At 63.6% G+C, this 22,211-nt stretch carries 19 protein-coding genes and 1 pseudogene; 14 read left to right on the top strand and 6 right to left on the bottom strand.

The window, feature by feature from the left end; all coding sequences use genetic code 11:
- Positions 1-21: 21 nt before the first annotated feature.
- The 6 genes and pseudogenes from ABIE49_RS33700 (at position 22) to ABIE49_RS33680 (ending at position 3,844) form a co-directional block, all read left to right on the top strand.
- Positions 22-645, top strand: a complete 624-nt coding sequence (locus ABIE49_RS33700) for a class I SAM-dependent methyltransferase (protein WP_192737310.1) — start codon at positions 22-24, stop codon at positions 643-645.
- A gap of 70 nt (positions 646-715) precedes the next feature.
- A complete protein-coding gene (locus ABIE49_RS33695; protein WP_192737309.1) occupies positions 716-1,249 on the top strand; it encodes a Spy/CpxP family protein refolding chaperone in 534 nt (177 codons plus the stop codon).
- 125 nt (positions 1,250-1,374) lie between these two features.
- The gene (locus tag ABIE49_RS33690) at positions 1,375-2,652 is read left to right on the top strand and encodes an acyl-CoA dehydrogenase family protein (protein WP_192737444.1); all 1,278 of its coding nucleotides are present in this window, start codon (positions 1,375-1,377) and stop codon (positions 2,650-2,652) included.
- 258 nt (positions 2,653-2,910) lie between these two features.
- A pseudogene (locus ABIE49_RS40130) lies at positions 2,911-3,234 on the top strand (flavin reductase family protein); the annotation flags it as partial.
- The gene (locus ABIE49_RS40125; protein WP_502915947.1) at positions 3,191-3,529 is read left to right on the top strand and encodes a flavin reductase; all 339 of its coding nucleotides are present in this window, start codon (positions 3,191-3,193) and stop codon (positions 3,527-3,529) included. The pseudogene ABIE49_RS40130 and the gene ABIE49_RS40125, both read left to right, overlap by 44 nt.
- Positions 3,530-3,559: 30 nt before the next feature.
- Complete coding sequence (locus ABIE49_RS33680) at positions 3,560-3,844, top strand: GNAT family N-acetyltransferase (RefSeq protein WP_192737307.1); 285 nt, start codon at positions 3,560-3,562, stop codon at positions 3,842-3,844.
- 92 nt (positions 3,845-3,936) lie between these two features.
- Here the strand turns inward: ABIE49_RS33680 and ABIE49_RS33675 are convergent, their stop codons facing one another.
- The gene (locus tag ABIE49_RS33675; RefSeq protein WP_192737306.1) at positions 3,937-4,692 is read right to left on the bottom strand and encodes an alpha/beta fold hydrolase; all 756 of its coding nucleotides are present in this window, start codon (positions 4,690-4,692) and stop codon (positions 3,937-3,939) included.
- Between the two features lie 128 nt (positions 4,693-4,820).
- The gene (yghU, locus tag ABIE49_RS33670) at positions 4,821-5,717 is read right to left on the bottom strand and encodes a glutathione-dependent disulfide-bond oxidoreductase (protein ID WP_192737305.1); all 897 of its coding nucleotides are present in this window, start codon (positions 5,715-5,717) and stop codon (positions 4,821-4,823) included.
- Positions 5,718-5,946: 229 nt separating this feature from the next.
- On the opposite strand from yghU, the gene ABIE49_RS33665 reads away from it, so the two are divergent.
- The 5 genes from ABIE49_RS33665 to ABIE49_RS33645 all read left to right on the top strand — a co-directional run bounded on the left by ABIE49_RS33665 (position 5,947) and on the right by ABIE49_RS33645 (position 10,953).
- Positions 5,947-7,194: a branched-chain amino acid ABC transporter substrate-binding protein gene (locus ABIE49_RS33665; RefSeq protein ID WP_192737304.1), complete on the top strand. Its 1,248-nt coding sequence runs from the start codon at positions 5,947-5,949 to the stop codon at positions 7,192-7,194.
- A 66-nt stretch (positions 7,195-7,260) separates the two neighbouring features.
- The gene (locus ABIE49_RS33660) at positions 7,261-8,208 is read left to right on the top strand and encodes a branched-chain amino acid ABC transporter permease (protein WP_192737303.1); all 948 of its coding nucleotides are present in this window, start codon (positions 7,261-7,263) and stop codon (positions 8,206-8,208) included.
- The gene (locus tag ABIE49_RS33655) at positions 8,205-9,509 is read left to right on the top strand and encodes a branched-chain amino acid ABC transporter permease (protein WP_192737302.1); all 1,305 of its coding nucleotides are present in this window, start codon (positions 8,205-8,207) and stop codon (positions 9,507-9,509) included. Before ABIE49_RS33660 ends, ABIE49_RS33655 begins: the two co-directional genes overlap by 4 nt.
- Positions 9,506-10,258 (top strand): ABC transporter ATP-binding protein, encoded by a 753-nt coding sequence (locus ABIE49_RS33650; protein ID WP_192737301.1) that lies wholly within the window; start codon positions 9,506-9,508, stop codon positions 10,256-10,258. The genes ABIE49_RS33655 and ABIE49_RS33650 overlap by 4 nt, the downstream gene beginning before the upstream one ends.
- On the top strand, positions 10,258-10,953 hold the full coding sequence (locus ABIE49_RS33645) for an ABC transporter ATP-binding protein (RefSeq protein WP_192737443.1): 696 nt from the start codon (positions 10,258-10,260) through the stop codon (positions 10,951-10,953). Before ABIE49_RS33650 ends, ABIE49_RS33645 begins: the two co-directional genes overlap by 1 nt.
- 22 nt (positions 10,954-10,975) lie before the next feature.
- Here the strand turns inward: ABIE49_RS33645 and ABIE49_RS33640 are convergent, their stop codons facing one another.
- Positions 10,976-11,338 (bottom strand): DUF4870 family protein, encoded by a 363-nt coding sequence (locus tag ABIE49_RS33640; RefSeq protein WP_192737300.1) that lies wholly within the window; start codon positions 11,336-11,338, stop codon positions 10,976-10,978.
- Positions 11,339-11,522: 184 nt separating this feature from the next.
- Between ABIE49_RS33640 and ABIE49_RS33635 the strand changes: the two genes are divergently transcribed.
- The gene (locus tag ABIE49_RS33635) at positions 11,523-12,674 is read left to right on the top strand and encodes an aminotransferase class V-fold PLP-dependent enzyme (RefSeq protein WP_192737299.1); all 1,152 of its coding nucleotides are present in this window, start codon (positions 11,523-11,525) and stop codon (positions 12,672-12,674) included.
- A 103-nt stretch (positions 12,675-12,777) separates the two neighbouring features.
- Here the strand turns inward: ABIE49_RS33635 and ABIE49_RS33630 are convergent, their stop codons facing one another.
- Positions 12,778-14,436, bottom strand: a complete 1,659-nt coding sequence (locus ABIE49_RS33630) for a flavin-containing monooxygenase (RefSeq protein WP_192737298.1) — start codon at positions 14,434-14,436, stop codon at positions 12,778-12,780.
- A 231-nt stretch (positions 14,437-14,667) separates the two neighbouring features.
- On the opposite strand from ABIE49_RS33630, the gene ABIE49_RS33625 reads away from it, so the two are divergent.
- Both ABIE49_RS33625 and ABIE49_RS33620 read left to right on the top strand, forming a co-directional pair.
- Entirely contained in the window at positions 14,668-15,801 is a 1,134-nt protein-coding gene (locus tag ABIE49_RS33625; protein ID WP_192737297.1) for a nitronate monooxygenase, read from the top strand.
- Between the two features lie 173 nt (positions 15,802-15,974).
- Positions 15,975-17,486: an acetyl-CoA acetyltransferase gene (locus ABIE49_RS33620; protein ID WP_192737296.1), complete on the top strand. Its 1,512-nt coding sequence runs from the start codon at positions 15,975-15,977 to the stop codon at positions 17,484-17,486.
- Between the two features lie 152 nt (positions 17,487-17,638).
- Here the strand turns inward: ABIE49_RS33620 and ABIE49_RS33615 are convergent, their stop codons facing one another.
- Both ABIE49_RS33615 and ABIE49_RS33610 read right to left on the bottom strand, forming a co-directional pair.
- Complete coding sequence (locus tag ABIE49_RS33615) at positions 17,639-18,838, bottom strand: efflux RND transporter periplasmic adaptor subunit (RefSeq protein WP_192737295.1); 1,200 nt, start codon at positions 18,836-18,838, stop codon at positions 17,639-17,641.
- Positions 18,828-22,007 carry an efflux RND transporter permease subunit gene (locus ABIE49_RS33610; RefSeq protein WP_192737294.1) on the bottom strand — a complete coding sequence of 1,060 codons (3,180 nt, stop codon included), beginning with the start codon at positions 22,005-22,007 and terminating at the stop codon, positions 18,828-18,830. The genes ABIE49_RS33615 and ABIE49_RS33610 overlap by 11 nt, the downstream gene beginning before the upstream one ends.
- Positions 22,008-22,211 lie beyond the last annotated feature (204 nt).

The following is a 22,211-nucleotide window of genomic DNA, read 5'->3' as shown; positions in this document are numbered from 1 at the left end:
CGCAGCGCGGAGGAGGACGCGATGGAAAGCGAAAGCCGCCAGGCGCACTGGGAGAAGGTCTACGCCAGCAAAGGCGAGAACGAGGTCAGCTGGTTTCAGGAAAGCCCTGCCCCGTCGCTGGCGCTGATCGCCGAGGTCGGGGCTGCGCCCCGTCAGGCGATCATCGACATCGGCGGCGGCGCGTCGCGGCTGGTCGATCACCTCATCGATCAGGGATTTTGTGACCTCACCGTGCTCGATCTATCCGCGGCGGCATTGGAGGCCGCCAAAGCCCGTCTCGGCGAACGCGCCTCACGTGCGCACTGGCTTGTGGCCGACGCCACCACATGGCAGCCGTCGCGGGCGTATGACATCTGGCATGACCGCGCGGCGTTTCACTTCCTGACCGAGGAGCGTGACCGCGCGGGCTACATCGCGCGGTTCAAGCAGGGTTTGAAGATCGGCGGCCACGCCATCATCGCGACCTTCGCGCTGGACGGACCCGAGAAATGCAGCGGCCTGCCGGTGATGCGTTACGATGCGGCGCGCCTTGCGCAGACGCTGGGACCGGGGTTCAAGCTGCTGCAAAGCCAGCGCAACGACCATGCCACGCCCTGGGGATCGCAACAGCACTTTCAATTCAGCGTCTTTCAGCGCGTCGAATAATTCTGACGGGACTTTGATGAACGCCCACCGGCGGGACTGTTAAGATCACGACGCACAGCAGGAGAATTTCATGAAAGCCATTGCCACCGCCATCGGTATCCTCGCCCTCGTTTCGACCGCCGCACTGGCGCAGTCGCCCTATGCAGGGATGCAGGGCCGTTCGATCAAGGCGCTGTCCGCGCAGCAGATCGATGATCTCAGAGCCGGCAGGGGTATGGGCTTGGCGCTGGCGGCCGAACTGAACGGCTACCCCGGCCCGATGCACGTGCTGGAATTGTCCGAGAAGCTGGCGCTGTCGGCGGCGCAGAAGCAGCAGATTCAAACACTGTTTGAAACAATGAAAGCGGAAGCGACACCGATCGGACTCAGCCTGATCGAGCAGGAAGGCGCGCTCGACCGGCAATTCGCCAACCGTTCGATCACATCAGCCGCGCTGAGGGAAGCGACGACGAAGATCGGCCAGACGCAGGCGGAACTGCGCAACGCGCATCTGAAATATCACCTCGAAACGGCGCAAATCCTGCTCCCCGATCAGATGAAGCAATATGCCCAGTTGCGGGGATACGCATCCGATTCCCCGGCGCGGCATCACCGCATGCATTAGCGGCAGGGCGCTGCGCGCAGACCCTCACCCCGCTTGTGCAGGGACCGCGCTGGCGTCTAGATTGCGGCCCAACAGGCGCGTTCCGAAGATTATCCGCAGAATGGAAAACGCCGCATGGGAGGACCCTGATGAAACACGCCTACATCCCGCGAACGACGACCTACAACCTCAATCCGGGCGAAGAGCTCAATGATCTCCGGATGTCGGACGAGGTCCGTCCGCTCTACGAGCACGTCAAGAAGTTCATCCGCGAAACCGTCGACCCGATGTCGGTCGAATTCGCAAAGCTTGGCGAGAAGAAGACCGACCGCTGGAGCTTTACGCCGGAACAGCTTGCGTGCCTGCAGAAGGCCAAGGACAAGGCCAAGGAAGTAGGCTTGTGGAACTTCTTCCTGCCCGACGACGAGACCGGCCAGGGCCTCAAGAACCTCGACTACGCCTATATCGCGGTTGAGCTGGCGAAAAATCCGATGGCGTCGGAGACCATGAACTGCTCGGCGCCCGACACCGGCAACATGGAAGTGTTGGAGCGCGTCGGCACCAAGGCGCAGAAGGAGAAGTGGCTGAAGCCGCTGCTGGCCGGTGAAATCCGCTCGGCCTATGCGATGACCGAGCCGAATGTCGCCTCCTCCGACGCCAAGAACATCTCGACCTCGGCAAAGCTCGTCGGCGACGAATGGGTGATCAACGGCGAGAAGTACTACATCTCCGGCGCCGGCGATCCGCGCTGCAAGATCATGATCGTGATGGTGAAGACAAATCCGGACGCACCGCCGAGCAAGCAGCAGTCGCAGATCCTGGTGCCGATCGACACCCCCGGCGTGGAAATCCTCGGCCCGATGCACGTGTTCGGCCACGACCACGCGCCGCGCGGCCACATGCACCTGCGCTTCAACAATTGCCGGGTGCCAAAGGAAAACATGCTGCTCGGCGAAGGCCGCGGCTTTGAGATTTCGCAGGTCCGCCTCGGACCGGGCCGCATCCATCACTGCATGCGCACCATCGGCAAGGCGGAAAAGGCGCTCGACCTGATGGTGTCGCGCGGCCTCACCCGCGAAGCCTTCGGCAAGAAGATCGCCCATCTCGGCGGTAATCTGCAGATCATCGCGCAGGCGCGCTGCGAGATCGAGGCGATGCGTCTGATGGTGCTCAAGGCCGCCAAGGCGATGGACGTGCTCGGCAACAAGGAAGCGCGGATCTGGGTCAGCATGGTGAAAGCCATGGTGCCCGAGCGCACCTGCAAGATCATCGACCAGGCGATCCAGATGCACGGCGCCACAGGCATTTCGCAATGGAGCCAGCTCGGCGAGATGTACCAGGACGTCCGGCATCTGCGCTTCGCCGACGGTCCGGATGAGGTGCACTGGATGGTGGTCGGAAGGCACGAACTGAGCATGCCGTAGGCTTGGTTGGCGGCGCGCTACTGGGAATCCCCGTGGGGCGCCCCCACCCCGCCCTCCCCCGCAAGCGCGGGAGAGGGAGACGAGCGCCGTGCGTGACGGGTAGTGTGCTCAACCTCGACCATTGTTATTCTCGATCGCTTAGCAAACACCGATGCGCCCCCTCTCCCGCCCTTGCGGGGGAGGGTTGGGGTGGGGGTGCCTCCGCAAGTTCGCCCGCAGTGAGTCCCCCTCACCCACGCGTGAAACAGGAATCCCGCCATGGAATACGCGCCTGAAAACCTGCAACCGCGCGAGCGCTACAAGCTGCTCGCCGGATTCGTGCTGCCGCGGCCGATCGCCTGGGTGACGTCGGTGGGTCCGACCGGCGTGGTCAACGCCGCGCCGTTCAGCTTCTTCAACGTGTTCTGCGAGGACCCGCCGCTGTGCATGTTCGCGGTCAATCTGCGGCCCGACGGCCGCGTCAAGGACACGCTGGTCAACATCCAGCGCACCGGCGAATTCGTCGTCAACCTCACCGACGAGCCGCTGCGCGCGGGCCATGCACGATTCCAGCGGCGACTTTCCGCCCGATGTCGGCGAGCCCGGCTATCTCGGCTTGAAGCTCGCGCCCTCGAGCCGGGTCGCGGCACCCCGGCTGGCCGATGCGCCCTGGGCGATGGAGTGCAAGATCTGGAAGACCATCGACGTCAATGGCGACCGCACGCTGATCATGGGCGAAGGCATCAATTTCTACATTCGCGACGAATTGTGGGATACGCAGACCATGCGCGTGCACATGGAGCGCTATCACCCGATCGGCCGCATGTTCGCCGACCGCTATTGCCGCACCGACGACCGCGTCGTGTTCCCGCCGGCGCCGGAACTTCCGGCGAAGTAGCCGGTTGGTGGCATCGGAACAGGAGCGCACATGGCCGACCATTTCCGCGACAACGAAACCAGCAACCGGTTTGAACTGGACGTCGACGGCACTATCGCCTTCGTTACCTACCGCAAATCGCCTGATACGATCACGCTCGAGCACACCGTGGTGCCGCCGGAACTCGGCGGCAAGGGCATCGGCTCAAAACTGGCGCGCGCGACGCTCGAAGCGGTGCGCGCGCAGGGACGCAAGCTCACGGTCGAATGTGAGTTCATCCAGGGCTACATGAAGAAGCATCCGGAAGATAACGATCTGCTGGGCACAGCTTCGTAGGGTGGGCAAAGGCGGGCTTGCGCCGTGCCCACCATGCTCATGCGAGCCGCGGATGGAATGGTGGGCACGCTTCGCTTTGCCCACCCTACAAGCTACGTCACAGGCCGGTGCGCGCGCAGGAAGGAGCGGATCTGGCGTACCGCCAGCGGTATCCGCTCCTTGGGCTCCTTCCACGGGAACATGCTGACTTCGGCGTTCGGCGCCAGCATCGCCGACTCCATCGCGACCGCATAAGGGTGCGCCGGGATATCGTCGGGCAGGATCAGCACCGGTGTCCGGCACTGGCGCACGAAGTCACGCGTCACCGTGAAGACGAAATCGGGATTGGTGCGGTACATCTTGGTCAGGAATTTATCTGTTGTCTCCGCGGTGATGTCGGGCCGCTGCTTCAGGAGCTCCGGCGCCCAGCCTTTGGTATTGTTGTCGTAGAACAAATCGCGCATCTCGGGACGCGAGCCCGACGGTTGCGCCAGCACGGCGGCGACGATGCGGTCCGGCGCGCGCTTCAGGAGATTCCAGATCAGGGGACCGCCGATGCAGAAACCAAGCACCATGAACTTGTCGATGCCGAGATGATCCATCAGGCCGAGATGGTCATCGGTATGGGAATCCCAGGGCCGGTCGATTTCGAGCGGACCGGAAGACTGCCCCGTATTGGCGTTGCGCAAATCGGCTGCGATGCAGCGGTACTCGCCCTTGAACTCCTCGAACGAATCGAACGGCGGGTAACTGCCCGACAGGCCCGCGATCGTCGAGTTCAATCCGCCGCCGGCGATCATCAACAACGGATAGCCGGAGCCGGTTTCCTCATAATGGATACGAACGGCGCCCTTTTCGAAAGTCGGCATGCGGTTTCCCCGGTTCGGATTTTTTTGGTTCGTAGGGTGGGCAAAGCGAAGCGTGCCCACCACTCCAATTATTTGCACGGATAAGAATGGTGGGCACGGCGCAAGTGCGCCTTTGCCCACCCTACGGATTACGTCGGCGCCTTGGCGGGCTCGCCGATCTTGTCCTGCGTGTTGGTGTCGAAATCGCTGGCCTCATGCCGCTCATGCAGTTGGCTGGCCGGATCGCCCGAGATCCGGTTGACCATGCGGCCGCGCTTCACCGCCGGGCGCTTTGCAATCGCGTCGGTCCAGCGCTGCACGTTCTTGTATTCGTGCACCGACAGGAATTCGCCGGCGCCATAGACGAGGCCCTTTGCCAGCGCGCCGTACCATGGCCAGGTGGCCATGTCGGCAATCGTGTATTCGCTGCCGGCGAGATATTCATTGTCGGCCAGACGCCGGTCGAGCACGTCGAGCTGACGCTTCACCTCCATGGCGTAGCGGTCGATGGCGTATTCGATCTTGGTCGGCGCGTAGGCGTAGAAATGGCCGAAGCCGCCGCCGAGAAACGGCGCACTGCCCATCTGCCAGAACAGCCATGACAGGCATTCCGCCCGCGCTTCGCCGCCGGCCGGCAGAAAAGCCCCGAATTTTTCAGCCAGATGCATCAGGATCGCGCCGGACTCGAACAGCCGGATCGGCTTCGGCCCGCTGCGGTCCATCAGCGCCGGAATCTTGGAGTTCGGATTGACGGCGACAAAGCCGCTGCCGAACTGGTTGCCGTCGATCTTGATCAGCCACGCGTCATACTCGGCGCCGCTGTGACCGGCGGCCAGCAGCTCCTCGAACATGACGGTGACCTTGACGCCGTTCGGCGTCGCCAGCGAATAGAGCTGAAACGGATGACGGCCGACCGGCAGTTCCTTGTCATGCGTGGAGCCTGCGATCGGCCGGTTGATGCTGGCGAAGCGGCCGCCGCTTTCCTTATTCCAGGTCCAGACTTTCGGCGGCACATAGGCGGTGGGGTCGGTAACAATTTCGTTCATTCGTGTTGGCTCCGGGCTTCTTGTCGGCCGAGTCACATAGGGGCGATCTGCCGCGCGGCGGAATTACAATGCATCTGTCTGGTATACCTTGGGGCTCTCGCCGCCAACCGCAAGATGCTGCATGGCAGCCCAACAATTCCCGTGGCGGTCCGCGTCGGGTCCATGTTACGGTTTCGCATCGGCACCGCAAGACAACAAAAATGCGGGCCTCTCAGGGGAGGAATGCACCATGCTGCAAGGCAAGTGGTTTTCTGCGCTCTTTGGGATTGTCTTCGCGATCGCCGGTGGCGGTCATGCGCTGGCACAGGGCACCATCAAGGTAGCCTACACCGACCCGCTTTCAGGACCGTTCGCGCAAGTCGGCGACGCCAACCTGAAACAGATGCAATACATCATCGACTACATCAACGCCAAGGGCGGCGCGCTCGGCAAGAAGTTCGAGCTGGTGCCGTTCGACAACAAGTCGCAGCCGTCGGACGCGCTGATCGCGCTGAAGAGCGCGACCGACCAGAACATGCCCTTCATCATGCAGTGCAGCGGCTCCAACATCGCCGCCGCCTTGATCGACGGCGTCAACAAGCACAACGACCGCAACCCGGATAACCGCATCATCTATCTGAACTGCGGCGCAGTGGCCACCGAGCTGACCAATGAGCAATGCAGCTTCTGGCATTTCCGCTTCGACCTGCATGTCGGCATGAAGGCCGAGGTGATGGTTCGCGCGCTGCCCAAGGACGTCACCAAGGTCTACCTGATCAACCAGGACTATCTGTTCGGTCAATCCGTGCAGCGCGAGGTCAAGAACTACCTCACCAAACTGCGGCCCGACGTCCAGGTCGTCGGTGACGAATTGATCCCGCTCGGCAAGATCAAGGATTTTTCGCCTTACCTCACCAAGATCAAGGCTTCGGGCGCACAGGCGCTTTTGACCGGAAATTGGGGGCCGGACATGAACCTCCTGATCAAGGCCGGCGTCGATGCGGGCGCGGACCTGCGCTACTACACCTTCTATGCGCATCTGGCCGGCGGCCCGACCGCGATCGGCGTCGGCGGCGACAACCGCGTGCTGGCCGTGATGTCGTTCGGCGAAAACGTGGCGCCGGAGATCGGCAACAAGGAGGCCGAGGCGTTCACCAAGGGCTTCCGCGACAAGCACAAGTTCGACTTCTCCGCGGCCGGCTTCCGCACCATCTTCGAATATCTGCAGGCCGCGGTGACCAAGGCCAACTCGGTCGACCCGACCAAGATCGCGCTTGCGATGGAAGACCTGCAGGTCAAGGACTTCCTCGGCTTCGACACCAAGATGCGCAAGGAAGACCACCAGATCATCTCTGAGTATTTCGTCGGCATCTTCAAGAAGGGCGTGAAGTACGAGGCCGAAGGCACCGGGCTCGGCTGGGCCACTTCAGCGACGATTCTCGCCAAGGACGTCGACCAGCCCAACACCTGCAAGATGAAGCGTCCGAGCGCCTCCTGACCAACACGTTAGTCGCCTGCTTCCCTCCCCGGGAAGCAGGCGTCGCCCTTGCGGTGGTCGGGTAGCATGGAAGTCTTCGTCGTCTCCCTCCTCAACGGTCTCGTCTACGGCATGCTGCTGTTCATGCTGGCGAGCGGGCTCACGCTCATCCTCAGCATGATGGGCGTGCTCAACTTCGCCCATGCCAGCGCCTACATGCTGGGCGCGTATTTCGCCTACACGATCAGCCAATATATCGGCTTCTGGCCGGCCCTGATCATTGCGCCGGTGCTCTGCGGGCTGATCGGCGCAGGCATTGAAATGTGGGGGCTGCGGCGGGTCCATCAGAACGGCCACATCGCAGAACTGCTGTTCACCTTCGGACTCGCGCTCTTGATCGAAAAGGGCGTGCAGATGACCTGGGGCCTGCTGCCGGTGCCCTATCGGGTGCCGGAGCTGCTCGATTTTCCGCTCTTCAAGATCTACGGCACGCAATTCCCGGCCTACCGCGCCTTCATGCTGTTGATCTCGGCGCTGATGTTCGGTGCGATCTGGCTCGGCCTGACCCGCACGCGCATTGGCCTCGTGATCCAGGCCGCCCTCACCCATCCCGACATGGCCTCCGCGCTCGGCCATAACGTGCCGCGCATCTTCACGCTGGTGTTCGCCGCCGGCACCGCGCTGGCCGGCCTCGCCGGCGTGATCGGCGGCAACTACCAAGTCACCGAGCCTGCGATGGCCTTCACCATGGGACCGATCGTGTTCGTCGTCGTTGTGTTCGGCGGCTTGGGTTCGTTGTCCGGCTGCTTTATTGCATCCATTCTGATGGGGCTGATCCAGACCTTTGCCGTCGTGTTCGACGTCTCGCTGGCGGATCTCCTGGCCAAGTTCGGTTTCGTGGTGACGTCGAGCACGCCGTTTGCCGAAGTCCTCACCGTCACGCTGCCAAGGATCGGCGCGCTGCTGCCGTTCCTGATGATGGTGCTGATCCTGGTGTTCCGTCCCCGTGGCCTGATGGGGACACGCGATACATGAACATGCTTCGCCGCCACTGGCCCTGGCTCCTGGTCCTCGTCATCCTGCTGGCGTTCCCGTTCCTGTTCTACGACTGGAGCAAGGGACGCCATTCCGGATTCGTGCTGACGCTGATGAGCGAGATCGGCGTGATGGCGATCTTCGCGCTGTCCTACAACATGCTGATGGGCCAGGCCGGCCTGCTGTCGTTCGGCCACGCCGTGCTGTTCGGCCTAGGCGCCTACTGCGCCGCGCATGTGATCAACCTGGTCAAGGCCGGCACGATCTGGCTGCCGACCGAACTGGTGCCGCTGGCGGGCGGGCTCGGCGGGCTGTTCTTCGGCTATGTGTTCGGCTGGCTGGTGACCAAGCAGCGCGCCACGGCCTTTGCGATGATCACGATGGGGCTCGGCGAACTGGTCTCGGCCGCTGCCCTGATGTTCATGGCCTTCTTCGGCGGCGAAGGCGGCATCACCATCGACCGCGTGATGGACACCAGCCTGGTCGGCGTCCGCTATACCTCGCCATGGCAGGTGTATTGCCTGGTGCTGGCCTGGGCCTTCATTGCCGCGGCCCTGATGCGGCTGCAAACCCAGACCGCGCTCGGCAAAATGGCCAACGCCACCCGCGACAATTTCGAGCGCGCGCAATTCGTCGGCTACGATCCGCGTATGGTGCGGCTGATGCAATTCACGCTGTCCGGTTTCTTCGCCGGGATCGGCGGCGGGCTCTACGTGCTGATCTACGAGATCGTCACCTTCGACACGGTGTCGGCGGCGAAATCGGCCAACGCCCTGCTTGCCGTTTATATCGGCGGCGCCGGCGGCTTCTTCGGACCGATCCTCGGCACCATCGTCGTGGTGCTGCTGCAGAGCGGCGTCAGCCTGCTCAGCAACGCCTGGCTGCTCTATGTCGGCGTGCTGTTCATCGTCATGGTGATGTATGCGCCGGGCGGGCTGATCGGGCTGATCTTCATGCATCTGCCGATCTGGCGCGCGGGACGGATGCGCGAATTGTTGCTGCCCTATGCGCGGGCGTTTCCGCCGGCGCTATTGGTCCTGCTCGGCTTCGTGTTCATGGTCGAACTGGCGTCCTTCACCACCATCGGCGCTGCCCAGGGAAAGCGATTCACCATCGGCGGCCAACTGATTGACACCACAGCGCCGATGCCGTGGGTGATCGCGATCGCCGCGCTGGTGCTCGGTGCGTTGTGGCTGCGCTATGAGGCGCGTGGCTTCCGCCAGCGTTGGGATGAACTGATGGAAGGCAGCAAGCGCGCTCAGGCGACGGCAGCTCCCAAGCCGCAGGAGGCCGTGGCATGAGCGAGCCCGCCGTCGAACTCGTGGACGTGCGCAAGAATTTCGGGCGCACCGAAATCATCCGCGGCGTCAGCTTAAGCATTCCCCGCGGCGAACGCCACGCCATCATCGGCCCTAACGGCGCCGGCAAGACCACGCTGTTCAACCTGATCTCGGGACGGTTTCCGATCACCTCAGGCTCGATCACCGTCAACGGTCAATCGACCGCCGACCTCGCGCCGCAGGAGATCAACCGGCTCGGGCTGTCGCGCAGTTTCCAGATCACCTCGATCTTCCCGCGCATGACCGTGTTCGAGAATATCCGCTGCGGCCTCCTATGGTCGCAGGGGTATCGCTACTCGTTCTGGCGGCTGCTGGGCACGCAGAAGGCGCTGAATTTGGCGACCGACCAGCTGCTGGAGCGGCTTAAGCTCGCCGACCGGCGCGATCTCCAGGCGGGCCTCCTCTCCTACGCCGAGCAGCGCGCGCTGGAGATCGGCATCACTATTGCCGGCGGCGCCGAGATCATCCTGCTCGACGAGCCGACCGCGGGCATGAGCCACAGCGAGACCGAGAGCGCGGTGGCGCTGATCCGGTCGGTGTCGGAAGGCAAGACGCTGATCATGGTCGAGCACGACATGAGCGTGGTGTTCGGGATCGCCGACCGCATCACCGTGCTTGTTTATGGCGAGGTGATCGCGTCAGATGCGCCGGCCGCGATCCGCGGCAACGCCGCCGTGCAGGAAGCCTATCTCGGGACGGTGGCGGCATGATGCTCGAGGTCCGCGATCTCCACGCTTTTTATGGCAAGAGCCATATCCTGCAGGGCGTCGACCTCTCGGTCGACCAGGGCGAAATCGTCAGCCTGCTCGGCCGCAACGGCGTCGGCCGCTCCACCGCCTGCAAGACCATCATGGGGCTGGTGCCGCCGGCCGGGCAGATCAATTTCAAGGGCCGCGCGATCGCAGGGCTGCGGCCCGACCAGATCGCCCATCTCGGCATCGGCTATGTGCCCGAAGACAGGCAAGTGTTTCCCGGCCTCACCGTGCGCCAAAACCTCGAACTCGGGCTGAAGCGCGCCGGCGTCGTCGGGCGCTGGAAATTCGAGGACGTGTTCAAGCTGTTTCCCAATCTCGGCGAGCGGCAGGATAATCCCGCGGGCGTGCTGTCGGGCGGCGAGCAGCAGATGCTGACGATGTGCCGCACGCTGATGGGCGATCCTGATCTGGTCATCATCGACGAGCCGACCGAGGGGCTTGCCCCAAAACTGGTCGAACAGGTCGGCACCTTGCTCGACGAAATCGCACGCCGCGGCACCGCGATTCTTTTGGTTGAGCAGAAGCTCACAATAGCGCTGAGGATTTCCCGCCGTCTCTATGTGATGGGCCACGGCCGCATCGTGTTCGAGGGGACACCGGCGGAGCTTGCCGCCAACGCCGGCGTGCGCAAGGAGTGGCTGGAGGTTTAGGGGGAGTTCCCCGCCGGCCGGATTATCCGAACAGCCAGGACCTCGGATTGACGATCGGCTTGTGCTCGATGCTCAACAGGCCGCCCTTGACGATGCGGATGAGCGACCAGATGAACCACCAGGCAACAATCGGCAGGCCGATCAGCACCAGGGAGAACGGAATGCCGATCGCAAGGTACAGCAGTCCGATCCAGAAGGTCCTGATCTGAAACCGGAAATGCGACTGCATCACGGGGTCGGTATCGTCGACCTTCACATACGCGATGATGACGCCCATCAGCGCTGTAATCCCGGTGAAATATCCTACGCCGTAAAGTACGTAGACCGCACCGGCGACGATATTGTCCGAGGCGATGGGTCGTTGGGTTTCGTAGGAAAGTGACATGGCCGCCTCTGTTGCCACTGATATCGTGGACTCTGCGAACGCCCTTTGGTCGCGCCTGCCATAGCCCAGGTTCAGCAAACAAAGTCATAAGGCGCGGCAGAGTTGTACTCGGAGCAATGCCTTTGTGGCTGGCCCGGCCGGGATCGGCCATAATAGACGGGTCACCACAAGAGAGATCTGCCGGATGCTTGCCTCCCAACGCGCCCTGTTCGATATCCCGCGCGAGATTTGCTACCTGAATGCCGCCTCCTACAGCCCCTTGCCGATCCGGACTCAGGAAGCCGCGCGCGCGGCCGTGGGGCGCAAGGGAATGCCCTGGAAGCTCCCGGCTTCCTTTGCCAACCAGCAGAACGAACGCGCGCGCGCGGCCGCTGCCCGGCTGATCAATGCCGATCCTTCCGATGTCGCGCTGACTCCCTCGATCAGCTACGGCGTCGCGACAGCGGCTAAGCTGGTGACCATTCCCCGCGGCACGCGCGTGATCGTGCTGGAAAGCGATCACTCCTCCCCGGTGCTGGAATGGCACGCGCGGGCCGAGGCGCAGGGGTTCACGGTCGAGACCGTCCGACAACCCGAAGACGGCGACTGGACGTCGGCGGTCCTGGCCGCGATCGATAGATCGGGTGCTGCGCCGGTTAGCCTCGCCTCGATCTCCTCGGTGCACTGGTCGGATGGCGGGCTGATCGACATCGACAAAGTTGGCGCGGCGCTTAGGGCGTGCGGCGCGATGTTCCTGATCGACGCCACGCAAGGCGTCGGTGTGCTGGCGATGGACGTGAAGCGTCTCGATCCGCATTTCGTGCTGTTCCCGACCTACAAATGGGTGCTCGGGCCCTACGGCCGCGCCTTTCTCTATGTTGCAAAACGCCATCAGAACGGCATTCCGCTGGAGCAGACCTCAGCCGGCCGCCGCGATGTGCGCGCCGAGAATTCGGTCTATTTCACCGATCTCAATTACGTGCCCGATGCACGCCGCTTCGACATGGGCGAGCGCGACTATTTCATTTCGATGGAGATGGCGTCCATTGGCATGGAGATGCTCGCCGAATGGGGCGCAGCGGCCGTCGTGCAGCGTATCGCGATGCTGACGGAGCGGATTGCAGAGGGCGTGCGCGGCATCGGCATCAGCGTGCCGGATGCGCGGCTGCGCGCGCCGCATATTTTGAGCCTGGCGTTCAAGGGCGGCATGCCGGCGGGACTCGTCGAGGGACTGGCAAGCGACGGCGTCTACGTCGCGCCGCGTTTGGGGCGGCTGCGGGTGTCGCCGCACGTGTACAATGATGAGGCGGATGCGGATCGGTTTGTGGAGGTGTTGGCGCGGCGGTTGCGGGGATAATCGATGCGTAGGTGGGCAAAGGCGCACTTGCGCCGTGCCCACCATTCTTGCCGAGCAAAAAATGGTGGGCACGCTGCGCTTTGCCCACCCTACGAAGTGACGACTACGACGCCGCAGCTTTCCTCGGCTGCTCCGCGCCCGTCATCGCAAAGCCCTCGTAGCCCTTGGCCGCGACATCGTCGCAGATCTGCCGGTACGGCCCGACGCCGCCGATATAGGGCATGAAGATCCGCGGCTTGCCGGGAACGTTGGCGCCCATGTACCAGGAATTGGCCTGCGGATAGAGCGTGGTGTAGGCGACCTCGTTGACGTGGGCGACCCAATTATCCTCGGCGTCCTTTTTGGCTTCCATTGCCTCAAGGCCGCGGTCGCGCATATAGGTCACGCAGTCGGTGATCCAGTCGACATGCTGCTCGATCGAGACGATCATGTTCGACAACACCGATGGGCTGCCGGGACCGGTGATGAGGAAGAGATTGGGAAAACCCGCGCTCATCAGGCCGAGATAGGTGCGTGGACCCTCGGCCCATTTCTGGTTCAGCGTCTGGCCGTTGCGGCCGCGAATGTCGATCTTGGCAACTGAACCCGTCATCGCATCGAAGCCGGTCGCCAGCACCAATGCGTCGACTTCGTAGTCCTTGCCGCCGGTGCGCACCGCGTTGGCCGTGATCGCCTCGATCGGGTTGGCCTTGATATCGACCAGCGTCACGTTCGGACGGTTGAAGGTCGCAAAATACTCGGTATCGATGCAGATGCGCTTTGAGCCGATCGGATGATTGTTCGGCTGCAGCAATTTTGCCTTCTCGGGATCCTTGACGATCTCGGCGATCTTCTCGCGGACGAAATCGGCGGCGGTGTCGTTGGCCGCCTGGTCGAGCGCGAGGTTGTTGTACACGGACATGAAGGTGAGCCCGCCGCGGGTCCAGCGCGCCTCGTATTTGGAGCGGCGCTCGTTGTCGCCGTCATCGAGCGCGCCGCGGTCGGGTATCTCGGTATAGATGCCGTTGCGCGATTCCGCGCGCGCGAATTGCCTGACTTCCGGATATTTGGCGCGGAACGCCTGCCGCTCTTCTTCGGTCAGCATGGCGTTGCGGGCGGGAATCGAGAAATTCGCGGTGCGCTGAAACACCGTGAGGTGGCTCGCCTGCTCGGCGATCACAGGCACCGACTGGATGCCCGACGATCCCGTGCCGATCACGCCGACGCGCTGGCCGGTGAAATCGACGGTCTCATGCGGCCAGTGACCGGTGTGATAGACCTTGCCCTTAAAACCATCGAGGCCCTTGATCTCGGGCATCCGTGCGTTCGACAGGCAGCCGGTGGCGAGCACCACGAATTTTGCGGTCACGGTCTTGCCGCCGGACAGCGCGACCGACCATAGATTGGTGCGCTCATCGAACTCCGCGCGTTCGACAGTGGTGTTGAACTGGATGTCGGGACGGAGACCAAAACGGTCGGCGACGTGGTTGGCGTATTTCAAAATCTCCGGCTGCGGCGCGTAGCGCTCGCTCCAGTCCCATTCCTGCTGCAGCTCTTCGGAAAACGAATAGGAATACTGCATGCTCTCGACATCGCAGCGCGCGCCGGGGTAGCGGTTCCAGTACCAGGTGCCGCCGACGCCGGCGCCTTGCTCGTAGACCCGCGCTGAAAAGCCCTGCCCGCGCAGTTTATGCAGCATGTACATGCCGGCAAAGCCCGCGCCGACCACGACGACGTCGTAGCTCTCGGAAGCTTTGGCAACGATCGATGGCGAGGCGGACATGAAAACTCCCTTGAGAATTCTTGATTTGGTTGCAGCATTCTCCGCAAGGGGCGAAAGCGCAAGAGACAAATCAGCCGCATCGGGTTGCATATTTTGCGACGTGGAATGTTCGCTCCTCGTGGCCGAAGAGCGCTTGGCATCCCAGCCTCCGATGGGCTAGCGTCGGGTCAACACGGCAAACAAAAACCAACAACGAGCGGCGCCAAGCCGCCCCAGGGAACGGATACGACCATGAAATCCCCGATCTGCGACATGCTGGGAATAGAGTTTCCGCTGCTGGCGTTCAGCCATTGCCGCGACGTGGTGGCGGCCGTCAGCCGCGCCGGGGGGTTTGGCGTGCTGGGCGCGACCCGCTTCTTGCCGGAGACGCTGGAGCAGGAACTGAAATGGATCGACGACCACGTCGACGGCAAGCCCTACGGCATCGATGTCCTGATCCCGGAAAACATTTCGACCGCTGGCGAGAAGAACCTCACCTGGAAAACCCTGGAGAAGCGGGTTTCGCAAGAGCACCGTGATTTCACCCGCAATCTCCTGAAGAAATACAACATCGAACTCACGACCGAGAGTGTCGCCGACAACCAGCCGCAGCCGTTTGACGCCGAGATCGCGCTGGAGTTGCTCGACGTTTCCTTCCGTCATCCGATCAGGCTGATCGCCAACGCGCTCGGTGTGCCGCCGAAGGCGATGATCGAGATGGGCCGCAAGCACGACGTGCCGGTCGCGGCCCTCATCGGCTCCAAGGAGCACGCGCTTCGGCAGGTCGCAGCCGGCGTTGATATTTTGGTGGCGCAGGGCACCGAAGCGGGCGGCCATTGCGGCGAAGTCTCCACCATGGTGCTGGTGCCGGAGGTGATCAAGGCGATCAAGCCGATCCGCAACGTGCCGGTGCTGGCGGCGGGCGGCATCATGACCGGGCATCAGATGGCGGCCTGCATGGCGATGGGCGCGGCCGGGGTCTGGACCGGCTCGGTGTGGCTCGCCACAGTGGAGTCCGAGACCTCCGAAATCTTCCGCGAGAAGATGATCGCGGCGTCCTCGCGCGACGCGATCCGCTCCAGGGGCCGCACCGGCAAGCCGGCCCGGCAGTTGCGCTCGGTATGGACCGATGCGTGGGACCGCGGGCCGGACAGCCCCGGCGCGCTGCCGATGCCGCTGCAAAGCATCATCAGCCGCGACGCCTTCAACTCGATCGACCGCGCCGCGGCTGCCGGCAACGTGCAGGCGCGCGACCTCGTCAGCTATTTCGTCGGCCAGGGCGTCGGCCTGATCGACAGCGTCAAATCCGCCGGCGCGGTGGTGCAGGAATTCAAGGAAGATTTTGTTGATGCCGTCGAGCATATGAACGCGTTGATGGAAGAATGATATCTATTCCTCATGGTGAGGAGCGCGTCTTCGCGCGTCTCGAACCATGAGGCCACAGATGGGCCTGCATCCTTCGAGACGCGGCGAAGACGCCGCTCCTCCAGCGACAACGGCAAAGCCGTTGCGCGGGGATGAGGTCGGAGTCCGAAGCCAGAAAGTAAAGCCAAGAAAAAATGCCAACATCCCTCCCCGAAGACCGCATTCCCGTCATCGTCGGCGTCGGCGAAATCGTCGACCGGCCGAAGGACATTGCCGCCGGGCTCGAGCCGCTCGCACTGCTGGAACAGGCGCTGAAGCGCGCGGAGACGGACAGCGGCGCTAAACTGCTCGGCGAACTCGGCTCGCTCGACGTGGTCAATTTCCTGAGCTGGCGCTACCGCGATCCGGAGAAACAACTCGCCGAGCGGCTCGGCGCCATGCCGGCGCATTGCTATTACGGCCCGGTCGGCGGCGAGAGCCCGATCCGCTATCTGCATGAAGCGGCCAAACGCATCGCGCGCGGCGAATGCAGCGTCGCGGCGGTGTGCGGCGCCGAGGCGCAGTCGACCGCGACCAAAGCACAGCGGGCCGGCATCGACCTGCCTTGGACGCCGTTCGCCCACGACGTCGAGGAGCCGAAGCGTGGCGCGGCGTTCCAGAAGCCGATGGCGGTGACGCTCGGCGTGTTCCGCCCCATCACGGTCTATCCGCTGTATGAGTCCGCCACATCAGCGCATTGGGGCCAGACCCCGCGCGAGGCGCTCGCTGAATCCGGACAGCTCTGGTCGACCTATGCGCGCGTAGCCTCGGAGAATCCCAATTCCTGGCTGAAGAAAAACTTCACGCCGGACGAGATCACGACGCCGACGCCGGAAAACCGGCTGATCGCCTGGCCCTACACCAAGCTGATGGTGGCCAACCCGACCGTCAACATGGGCGGCGCGATCCTGATGACGTCGCTGGCCAAGGCGCGCGCCGCCGGCGTGCCCGAGGACAAGCTGATCTATCCGTTAGGCGGTGCGTCGGCGGAAGAGCCGCGCGATTATCTGCTGCGCGACCAGTTCTTCGAGAGCCATCCGCAGAATGCCGTGCTCAACGCCGTGATGGACCTCGTCGAGGGCGACGGCAAAAAATTCGACGCGATCGAGTTGTACAGCTGCTTTCCCTGCGTACCCAAGATGGCGCGGCGGACGCTCGGCCTCGGCCCCGATGTCAGGCCCACCGTCACCGGCGGCCTCACATTCTTCGGCGCCCCGCTCAACACCTATATGACGCACGCGGCCTGCGCGATGGTGCGCAAGCTGCGCGAGGGCGGCACGCTTGGCCTGCTCTATGGTCAGGGCGGTTTTGTCACCAAGCATCATGGCCTGGTGCTGTCGCGGCAGGCGCCAAAGCAGGCTCTGGCGCAGGACACCAGCGTCCAGGCCGAAGCCGACCGCCGCAAGGGTGCCGTGCCCGAATTCGTCACCGAAGCCAGCGGCAAGGGCAGGGTCGAGAGCTTTACCGTGATCTATGGCAGCAAGGGCGACGTCGAGCACGGCGTGGTGATGATGCGCACGGCCGGCGATGCACGGGCCCTGGCGCGGGTGCCGGCGAGCGACAGCGTAACGCTGGCGCATCTGCGCAACATGGAGCGCACGCCGGTGGGTTCGGTTGGGGAGATCATCACGGCCGGAGATGGCGTGCTGGAGTGGCGGGTGGGGTAGACATCCCCACCGTCATGGCCGGGCATAGCCGTCTGAAGGACGGCGTCGCTTTCGCTCGCCTATGTCCCGGCCATCCACGTCCTTCGCAACGAGAGAAAGTAAGTCGTGGATGCCCGGGTCAAGCCCGGGCATGACGAGAGAGAGCGCGCCCCCTACCCCTTCACGTCCTGCTTTTCCGAGGCCGTCGTGGGCTTGCCCTTGGCGGGGGCGCCGACGACGCGGACCGGATCACCGTCGGCGATACCATCGGGCGGCGCGGTGATGATGCGGTCGTCGGGGGTGACGCCGGAGGCGAGTTCGATCTCCTTGCCGAGATCGCGGGCGATGGTGACCGTCTTGAACAGCACCTTGTCGTCGGGGCCGACGGTCGCGACCCGCAAACCGTCCTTGTTGAAAATGAGAGCGCTGGAGGGAATATGCAGCGGCACGGCGTCGCGTTCCAGCGGCAGGCGTACATTGGCATAGGCGCCGGGCATCAGTTCGCCGCCGGCATTGTCGAGCGCCAGCTGCATGCGCGTCGTCCCCGAGGAGACATCGACCGACTGCGAGGATGCTTCCACCGTCGCCGCAAAAGTCCGGTTCGGATATTCCGGCATCGTCAGCACGGCTTTCGCACCGATCCTGACGGCGGGAACGTAGCTCTGGGGCACGTTGACATAGACGCGCAGCTTGGTGATGTCAGACACCACGAACATCGCAGGCCCCGAACCGCCGCCAGCATTGATCAGCGCCCCGACGTCGGTTTCGCGCGCGGTGACCACGCCATCGAACGGCACGGTGATCTTCTTGTAGCCCGCCAGCGCCTCCAGCCGTTCGACATTGGCGGTACCGGAATTGACGGCGGCTTTCTTGTTGGCGAGGTCGGCGGTGCGCTCGTCGATTTCCTGCATCGAGACGAAGTTCGAGGCGAGCAGCGTCTTGCGCCGGTTCAGCGTGGCCTCCGACAGCCGCGCGCTCGACTGCTGGCTCACGAGATCGGCCCTAGCCTGCAGCAATTGCTGGTCGAGGTCGGGCGCCTCGATCTCGGCGATCACCTGGCCTGCCTTGACCTTGGCGCCGATATCGGCGCTCCAGCTTTTCAGATAGCCGCTGACGCGCGCGAATATTGGAGCGCGCGAATATGCTTCGAGCCGGCCCGGCAAATCGATGGTGGGGTTGAGCGCGCGGGCATTTGGGAACGCGACGGCGACACTCGGAACCGCCTGGTTGTCGGTCCATTCGCGCAGCTTCGAGCCGGATTCCTCGCGCGCCCGGATGCCGGTGGCGACGATCAGCCCCGCGCCGATCAGCGCCACGACCCCGAATAGGCCCAATTTCCGGCGCGATACCGGCGGGCGTTGTTCAGTGGACATGCGACGTCTCCGGTGCGGCGTCGGCGATGACGCCCTGTTTCTTGTGTACCATACTGAACACCACGGGAACAAACATCAGGGTGGCGATGGTGGCGAAGATCAAGCCGCCGATCACCGCCCGGCCGAGCGGCGCGTTCTGCTCGCCGCCCTCGCCGAGCCCGAGCGCCATCGGCGTCATGCCGATGATCATCGCAAGCGCCGTCATCAGGACCGGGCGGAAGCGGACGAAGCCGGCTTCCAGCGCCGCCGCGATGGGATCGCCGAGTTCCTCGTATCGCTCGCGCGCAAAGCTGATCACCAGCACGCTGTTGGCGGTGGCAACGCCCATGCACATGATGGCGCCGGTCAGCGCCGGCACCGACAGCGTGGTCTGCGTCGTGAACAGCATCCAGACGATGCCGGCAAGGGCCGCGGGCAGCGCCGTGATGATCACGAACGGATCGGACCAGGACTGGAAGTTCACCACGATCAGGAAATAGATCAGCACCACGGCGGCGAGCAGCCCGAACAGCAGGCCCGAAAACGCGCTGTTCATGGTCTGCACCTGGCCGAGCAGCACGACCGAACTTCCTTTTGGCACATCCTTCGCCGTCTCCGCCATCGCGGTCCGGACGTCGGCGGCAACCGCGCCGAGGTCGCGGCCCTGCGGCGTCGCGTAGATCTGCACCATCGACTGGATGTCGTATTGCGAGACAACGGCACTGGAGGCCGAGCGCCTCACGTCCGCGATGCCGCCCAGGATCGGCGCCTGCGGATTGCCGGTCGCCGTGATGGGTAGCGCCTGCAGGGCGCTGAGCGAGTCCATCTTGTATTGCGGCGTCTGCATCACGATCGAATAGGACACGCCATTGTCGGGGTTGAGGTAGAAGGTCGGCGCGACCTGCGAACTGCCGGCGAGATTGACCACGAGGCTGTTGGTGACGTCGCGCTCGGTCAGACCGACATATTGCGCCCGGGTGCGGTCGACATCGATGTTGAAGGTCGGCGCATTGGGCGATTGCTGGATGCGCGCGTCCGCGATGCCGGGAATGCGGCGGATCTTGCTCAGCAGCTTGTTGGCATAGTCGAAGTTCGCCTTCATGTCCGCGCCGCGGATCTGCAGGTCGATCGGCGCCGGCGCGCCGAAGTTCAGGATCTGGCTGACGATGTCGGCGGGCAGGAACGAGAAGTTCATGCCGGGGAACAGCCGCGGCAATTGCTCGCGCAAGATCTGGACGTATTCGTCCGTCGGCCGGTGGCCTTCCCTGAGCTTGATCTGGATGTCGCCGTCGGCCGGCCCGATCACGCCGGTGTTGTTGTAGGTCATGTTGATGCCGGAAATCGGCATGCCGATATTGTCGGTGAGGGTTTCGATCTCGCCGGGCGGGATGATCTTGCGGATCGCCTTCTGCACGTCGGCGAGCTGGTTGGCGGTCTCCTCGACGCGGGTGCCGACCTGGGTGCGGACATGCATCAGGATGTTGCCGGCATCGACCGCCGGAAAGAAGTTGCGGCCAAGATACGGCACCAGCAGGAACGACAGCGCGACAACGGCAAGAAAGCCGGTGACGAACAGCGGCCGCCGTCCCAGCGCCATCGACAACAGATCGTGGTAGCCGGCGCGAATCCGCTCGAACCGCGCCTCGAAGGCGCGCTGGAAGCGCACCAGCGGGTTGCGCGTCGGCGGCCGCCCGCCCTCATGATGGACATGCGGCTGGAGCAGATATTTCGCCATCGTCGGCACCAGCGTGCGCGACAGCAGGAACGACCAGATCATCGCGAACATGACGGCTTCGGCCATCGGCACGAACAGGAAGCGCGCCACGCCCTGCAGGAAGAACATCGGCACGAATACGATGCAGATGCACAGCAAAGAGACGAAGGCCGGCGTCACAATCTGGTTGGCGCCATCCAGGATCGATTGCTCGACCGGCTTGCCCTGCTCAAGATGGTAGTTGATGTTCTCGATGGTCACGGTGGCGTCGTCGACGAGGATGCCGACCGCCAGCGCCAGCCCGCCGAGCGTCATGATGTTGAGCGTCTCGCCGATCGCCGACAAGCAGATGATGGCGCCGAGCACCGACAGCGGGATCGAGACGGCGATGATGACGGTCGAGCGCCAGCTGCCGAGGAACAGCAGGATCATGACGCTGGTCAGCAGCGCGGCGATCACGCCTTCGACGGCAACGCCCTCGATGGCGCCGCGCACGAACACCGACTGATCGCCGATGAAGCCGATCTTCAGCGTGTCGGGCAGCGAATCCTTGACCTCGGTCACCTTCTGCTTGATGCCGGCGATGATATCGAGCGTCGAGGTCGCGCCCGCCTTCAGCACCATCATCAGTACCGAACGGTTGCCGTCGACGTGCACGATGTTGGTCTGCGGCGGATTGCCGTCGCGCACGGAGGCGACGTCGCGGACATAGACCATCGCGCCGTTCACCGCCTTGATCGGCAGGTCGCCGAGTTCTTCCATTCGAAGCGGCGAGTTGTTGAGCTGGATGGTGTATTCGAACTGGCCGATCTTCTGGGTGCCGACCGGCGTGATAAGGTTCTGCGCGGCGAGCGCGTTGGCGACGTCCTGACCGGACAGGCCGCGGGCCTGCAGCGCTGCCGGATTGAGGTCGATCTGGACCTGGCGCTGCTTGCCGCCGAACGGATAGGGAATGGCCGCGCCCGGCACGGTGACGAGCGGGGTACGCAACTGGTTGATGCCGATATCGGCGAGGTTTTGTTCGGTCAGCCCTTCACCGGACAGCGCAACCTGGATGATCGGAACGGTGGAGGCACTGTAATTGAGGATCAGCGGCGGGGTCGCGCCGGGCGGTAACTGCCTGATCATCGTCTGCGAGATCGCCGTAACCTGGGCGTTGGCGGTGCGGATGTCGACGCCCGGCTGGAAGAAGATCTTGACGATACCGATGCCGGTGTAGGAATTGGCGACGATGTGCTCGATGTCGTTGACGGTCGTGGTCAGCGCCCGCTGAAACGGCGTGATGATACGCCCCGACATCTGGTCCGGCGGCAGGCCGGTATAGTTCCAGACCACCCCGATCACGGGGATACGAATATCCGGAAAGATGTCGGTCGGCGTGCGCAGCGCGGCCAATGGTCCGATGATCAGCAGCAGCAGCGCGAGCACGACGAAAGTATAGGGCCGGCTCAGCGCAATACGGACCAGAGCAATCATCTAGGAGGCAATCCCGAGGCCTGTGAGAGGCTGAGAACCGGCATTCCAAAAAGGCCAGTTCAACCGCGCTGATTTAGCCGAACCGGGGCCAAATAGCCAACGCGGGCAGCGCAGCCGTCCTTCACTTCCTTGGCATAGCTGGTGGCCCCGGCTGGGGCCGCGCAGCACGCCGCCCAGCCGGATGGCGGGGGTTGAGATACGGTA

This window comes from Bradyrhizobium sp. OAE829 (genome assembly GCF_040546575.1).
In the GTDB taxonomy this organism is placed as follows: Bacteria; Pseudomonadota; Alphaproteobacteria; order Rhizobiales; family Xanthobacteraceae; genus Bradyrhizobium.
This window is presented reverse-complemented; position numbering and strand designations above follow the sequence as displayed.

Excerpts from the sequence above, each read along its gene's own strand:
- ABIE49_RS33700 (WP_192737310.1), top strand. The coding sequence starts at position 22 with ATGGAAAGCGAAAGCCGCCAGGCGCACTGGGAGAAGGTCTACGCCAGC.
- ABIE49_RS33695 (WP_192737309.1), top strand. The coding sequence starts at position 716 with ATGAAAGCCATTGCCACCGCCATCGGTATCCTCGCCCTCGTTTCGACC.
- ABIE49_RS40125 (WP_502915947.1), top strand. The coding sequence starts at position 3,191 with ATGCACGATTCCAGCGGCGACTTTCCGCCCGATGTCGGCGAGCCCGGC.
- ABIE49_RS33680 (WP_192737307.1), top strand. The coding sequence starts at position 3,560 with ATGGCCGACCATTTCCGCGACAACGAAACCAGCAACCGGTTTGAACTG.
- ABIE49_RS33675 (WP_192737306.1), bottom strand. The coding sequence starts at position 4,692 with ATGCCGACTTTCGAAAAGGGCGCCGTTCGTATCCATTATGAGGAAACC.
- yghU (WP_192737305.1), bottom strand. The coding sequence starts at position 5,717 with ATGAACGAAATTGTTACCGACCCCACCGCCTATGTGCCGCCGAAAGTC.
- ABIE49_RS33665 (WP_192737304.1), top strand. The coding sequence starts at position 5,947 with ATGCTGCAAGGCAAGTGGTTTTCTGCGCTCTTTGGGATTGTCTTCGCG.
- ABIE49_RS33660 (WP_192737303.1), top strand. The coding sequence starts at position 7,261 with ATGGAAGTCTTCGTCGTCTCCCTCCTCAACGGTCTCGTCTACGGCATG.
- ABIE49_RS33655 (WP_192737302.1), top strand. The coding sequence starts at position 8,205 with ATGAACATGCTTCGCCGCCACTGGCCCTGGCTCCTGGTCCTCGTCATC.
- ABIE49_RS33650 (WP_192737301.1), top strand. The coding sequence starts at position 9,506 with ATGAGCGAGCCCGCCGTCGAACTCGTGGACGTGCGCAAGAATTTCGGG.
- ABIE49_RS33645 (WP_192737443.1), top strand. The coding sequence starts at position 10,258 with ATGCTCGAGGTCCGCGATCTCCACGCTTTTTATGGCAAGAGCCATATC.
- ABIE49_RS33640 (WP_192737300.1), bottom strand. The coding sequence starts at position 11,338 with ATGTCACTTTCCTACGAAACCCAACGACCCATCGCCTCGGACAATATC.
- ABIE49_RS33635 (WP_192737299.1), top strand. The coding sequence starts at position 11,523 with ATGCTTGCCTCCCAACGCGCCCTGTTCGATATCCCGCGCGAGATTTGC.
- ABIE49_RS33630 (WP_192737298.1), bottom strand. The coding sequence starts at position 14,436 with ATGTCCGCCTCGCCATCGATCGTTGCCAAAGCTTCCGAGAGCTACGAC.
- ABIE49_RS33625 (WP_192737297.1), top strand. The coding sequence starts at position 14,668 with ATGAAATCCCCGATCTGCGACATGCTGGGAATAGAGTTTCCGCTGCTG.
- ABIE49_RS33620 (WP_192737296.1), top strand. The coding sequence starts at position 15,975 with ATGCCAACATCCCTCCCCGAAGACCGCATTCCCGTCATCGTCGGCGTC.
- ABIE49_RS33615 (WP_192737295.1), bottom strand. The coding sequence starts at position 18,838 with ATGTCCACTGAACAACGCCCGCCGGTATCGCGCCGGAAATTGGGCCTA.
- ABIE49_RS33610 (WP_192737294.1), bottom strand. The coding sequence starts at position 22,007 with ATGATTGCTCTGGTCCGTATTGCGCTGAGCCGGCCCTATACTTTCGTC.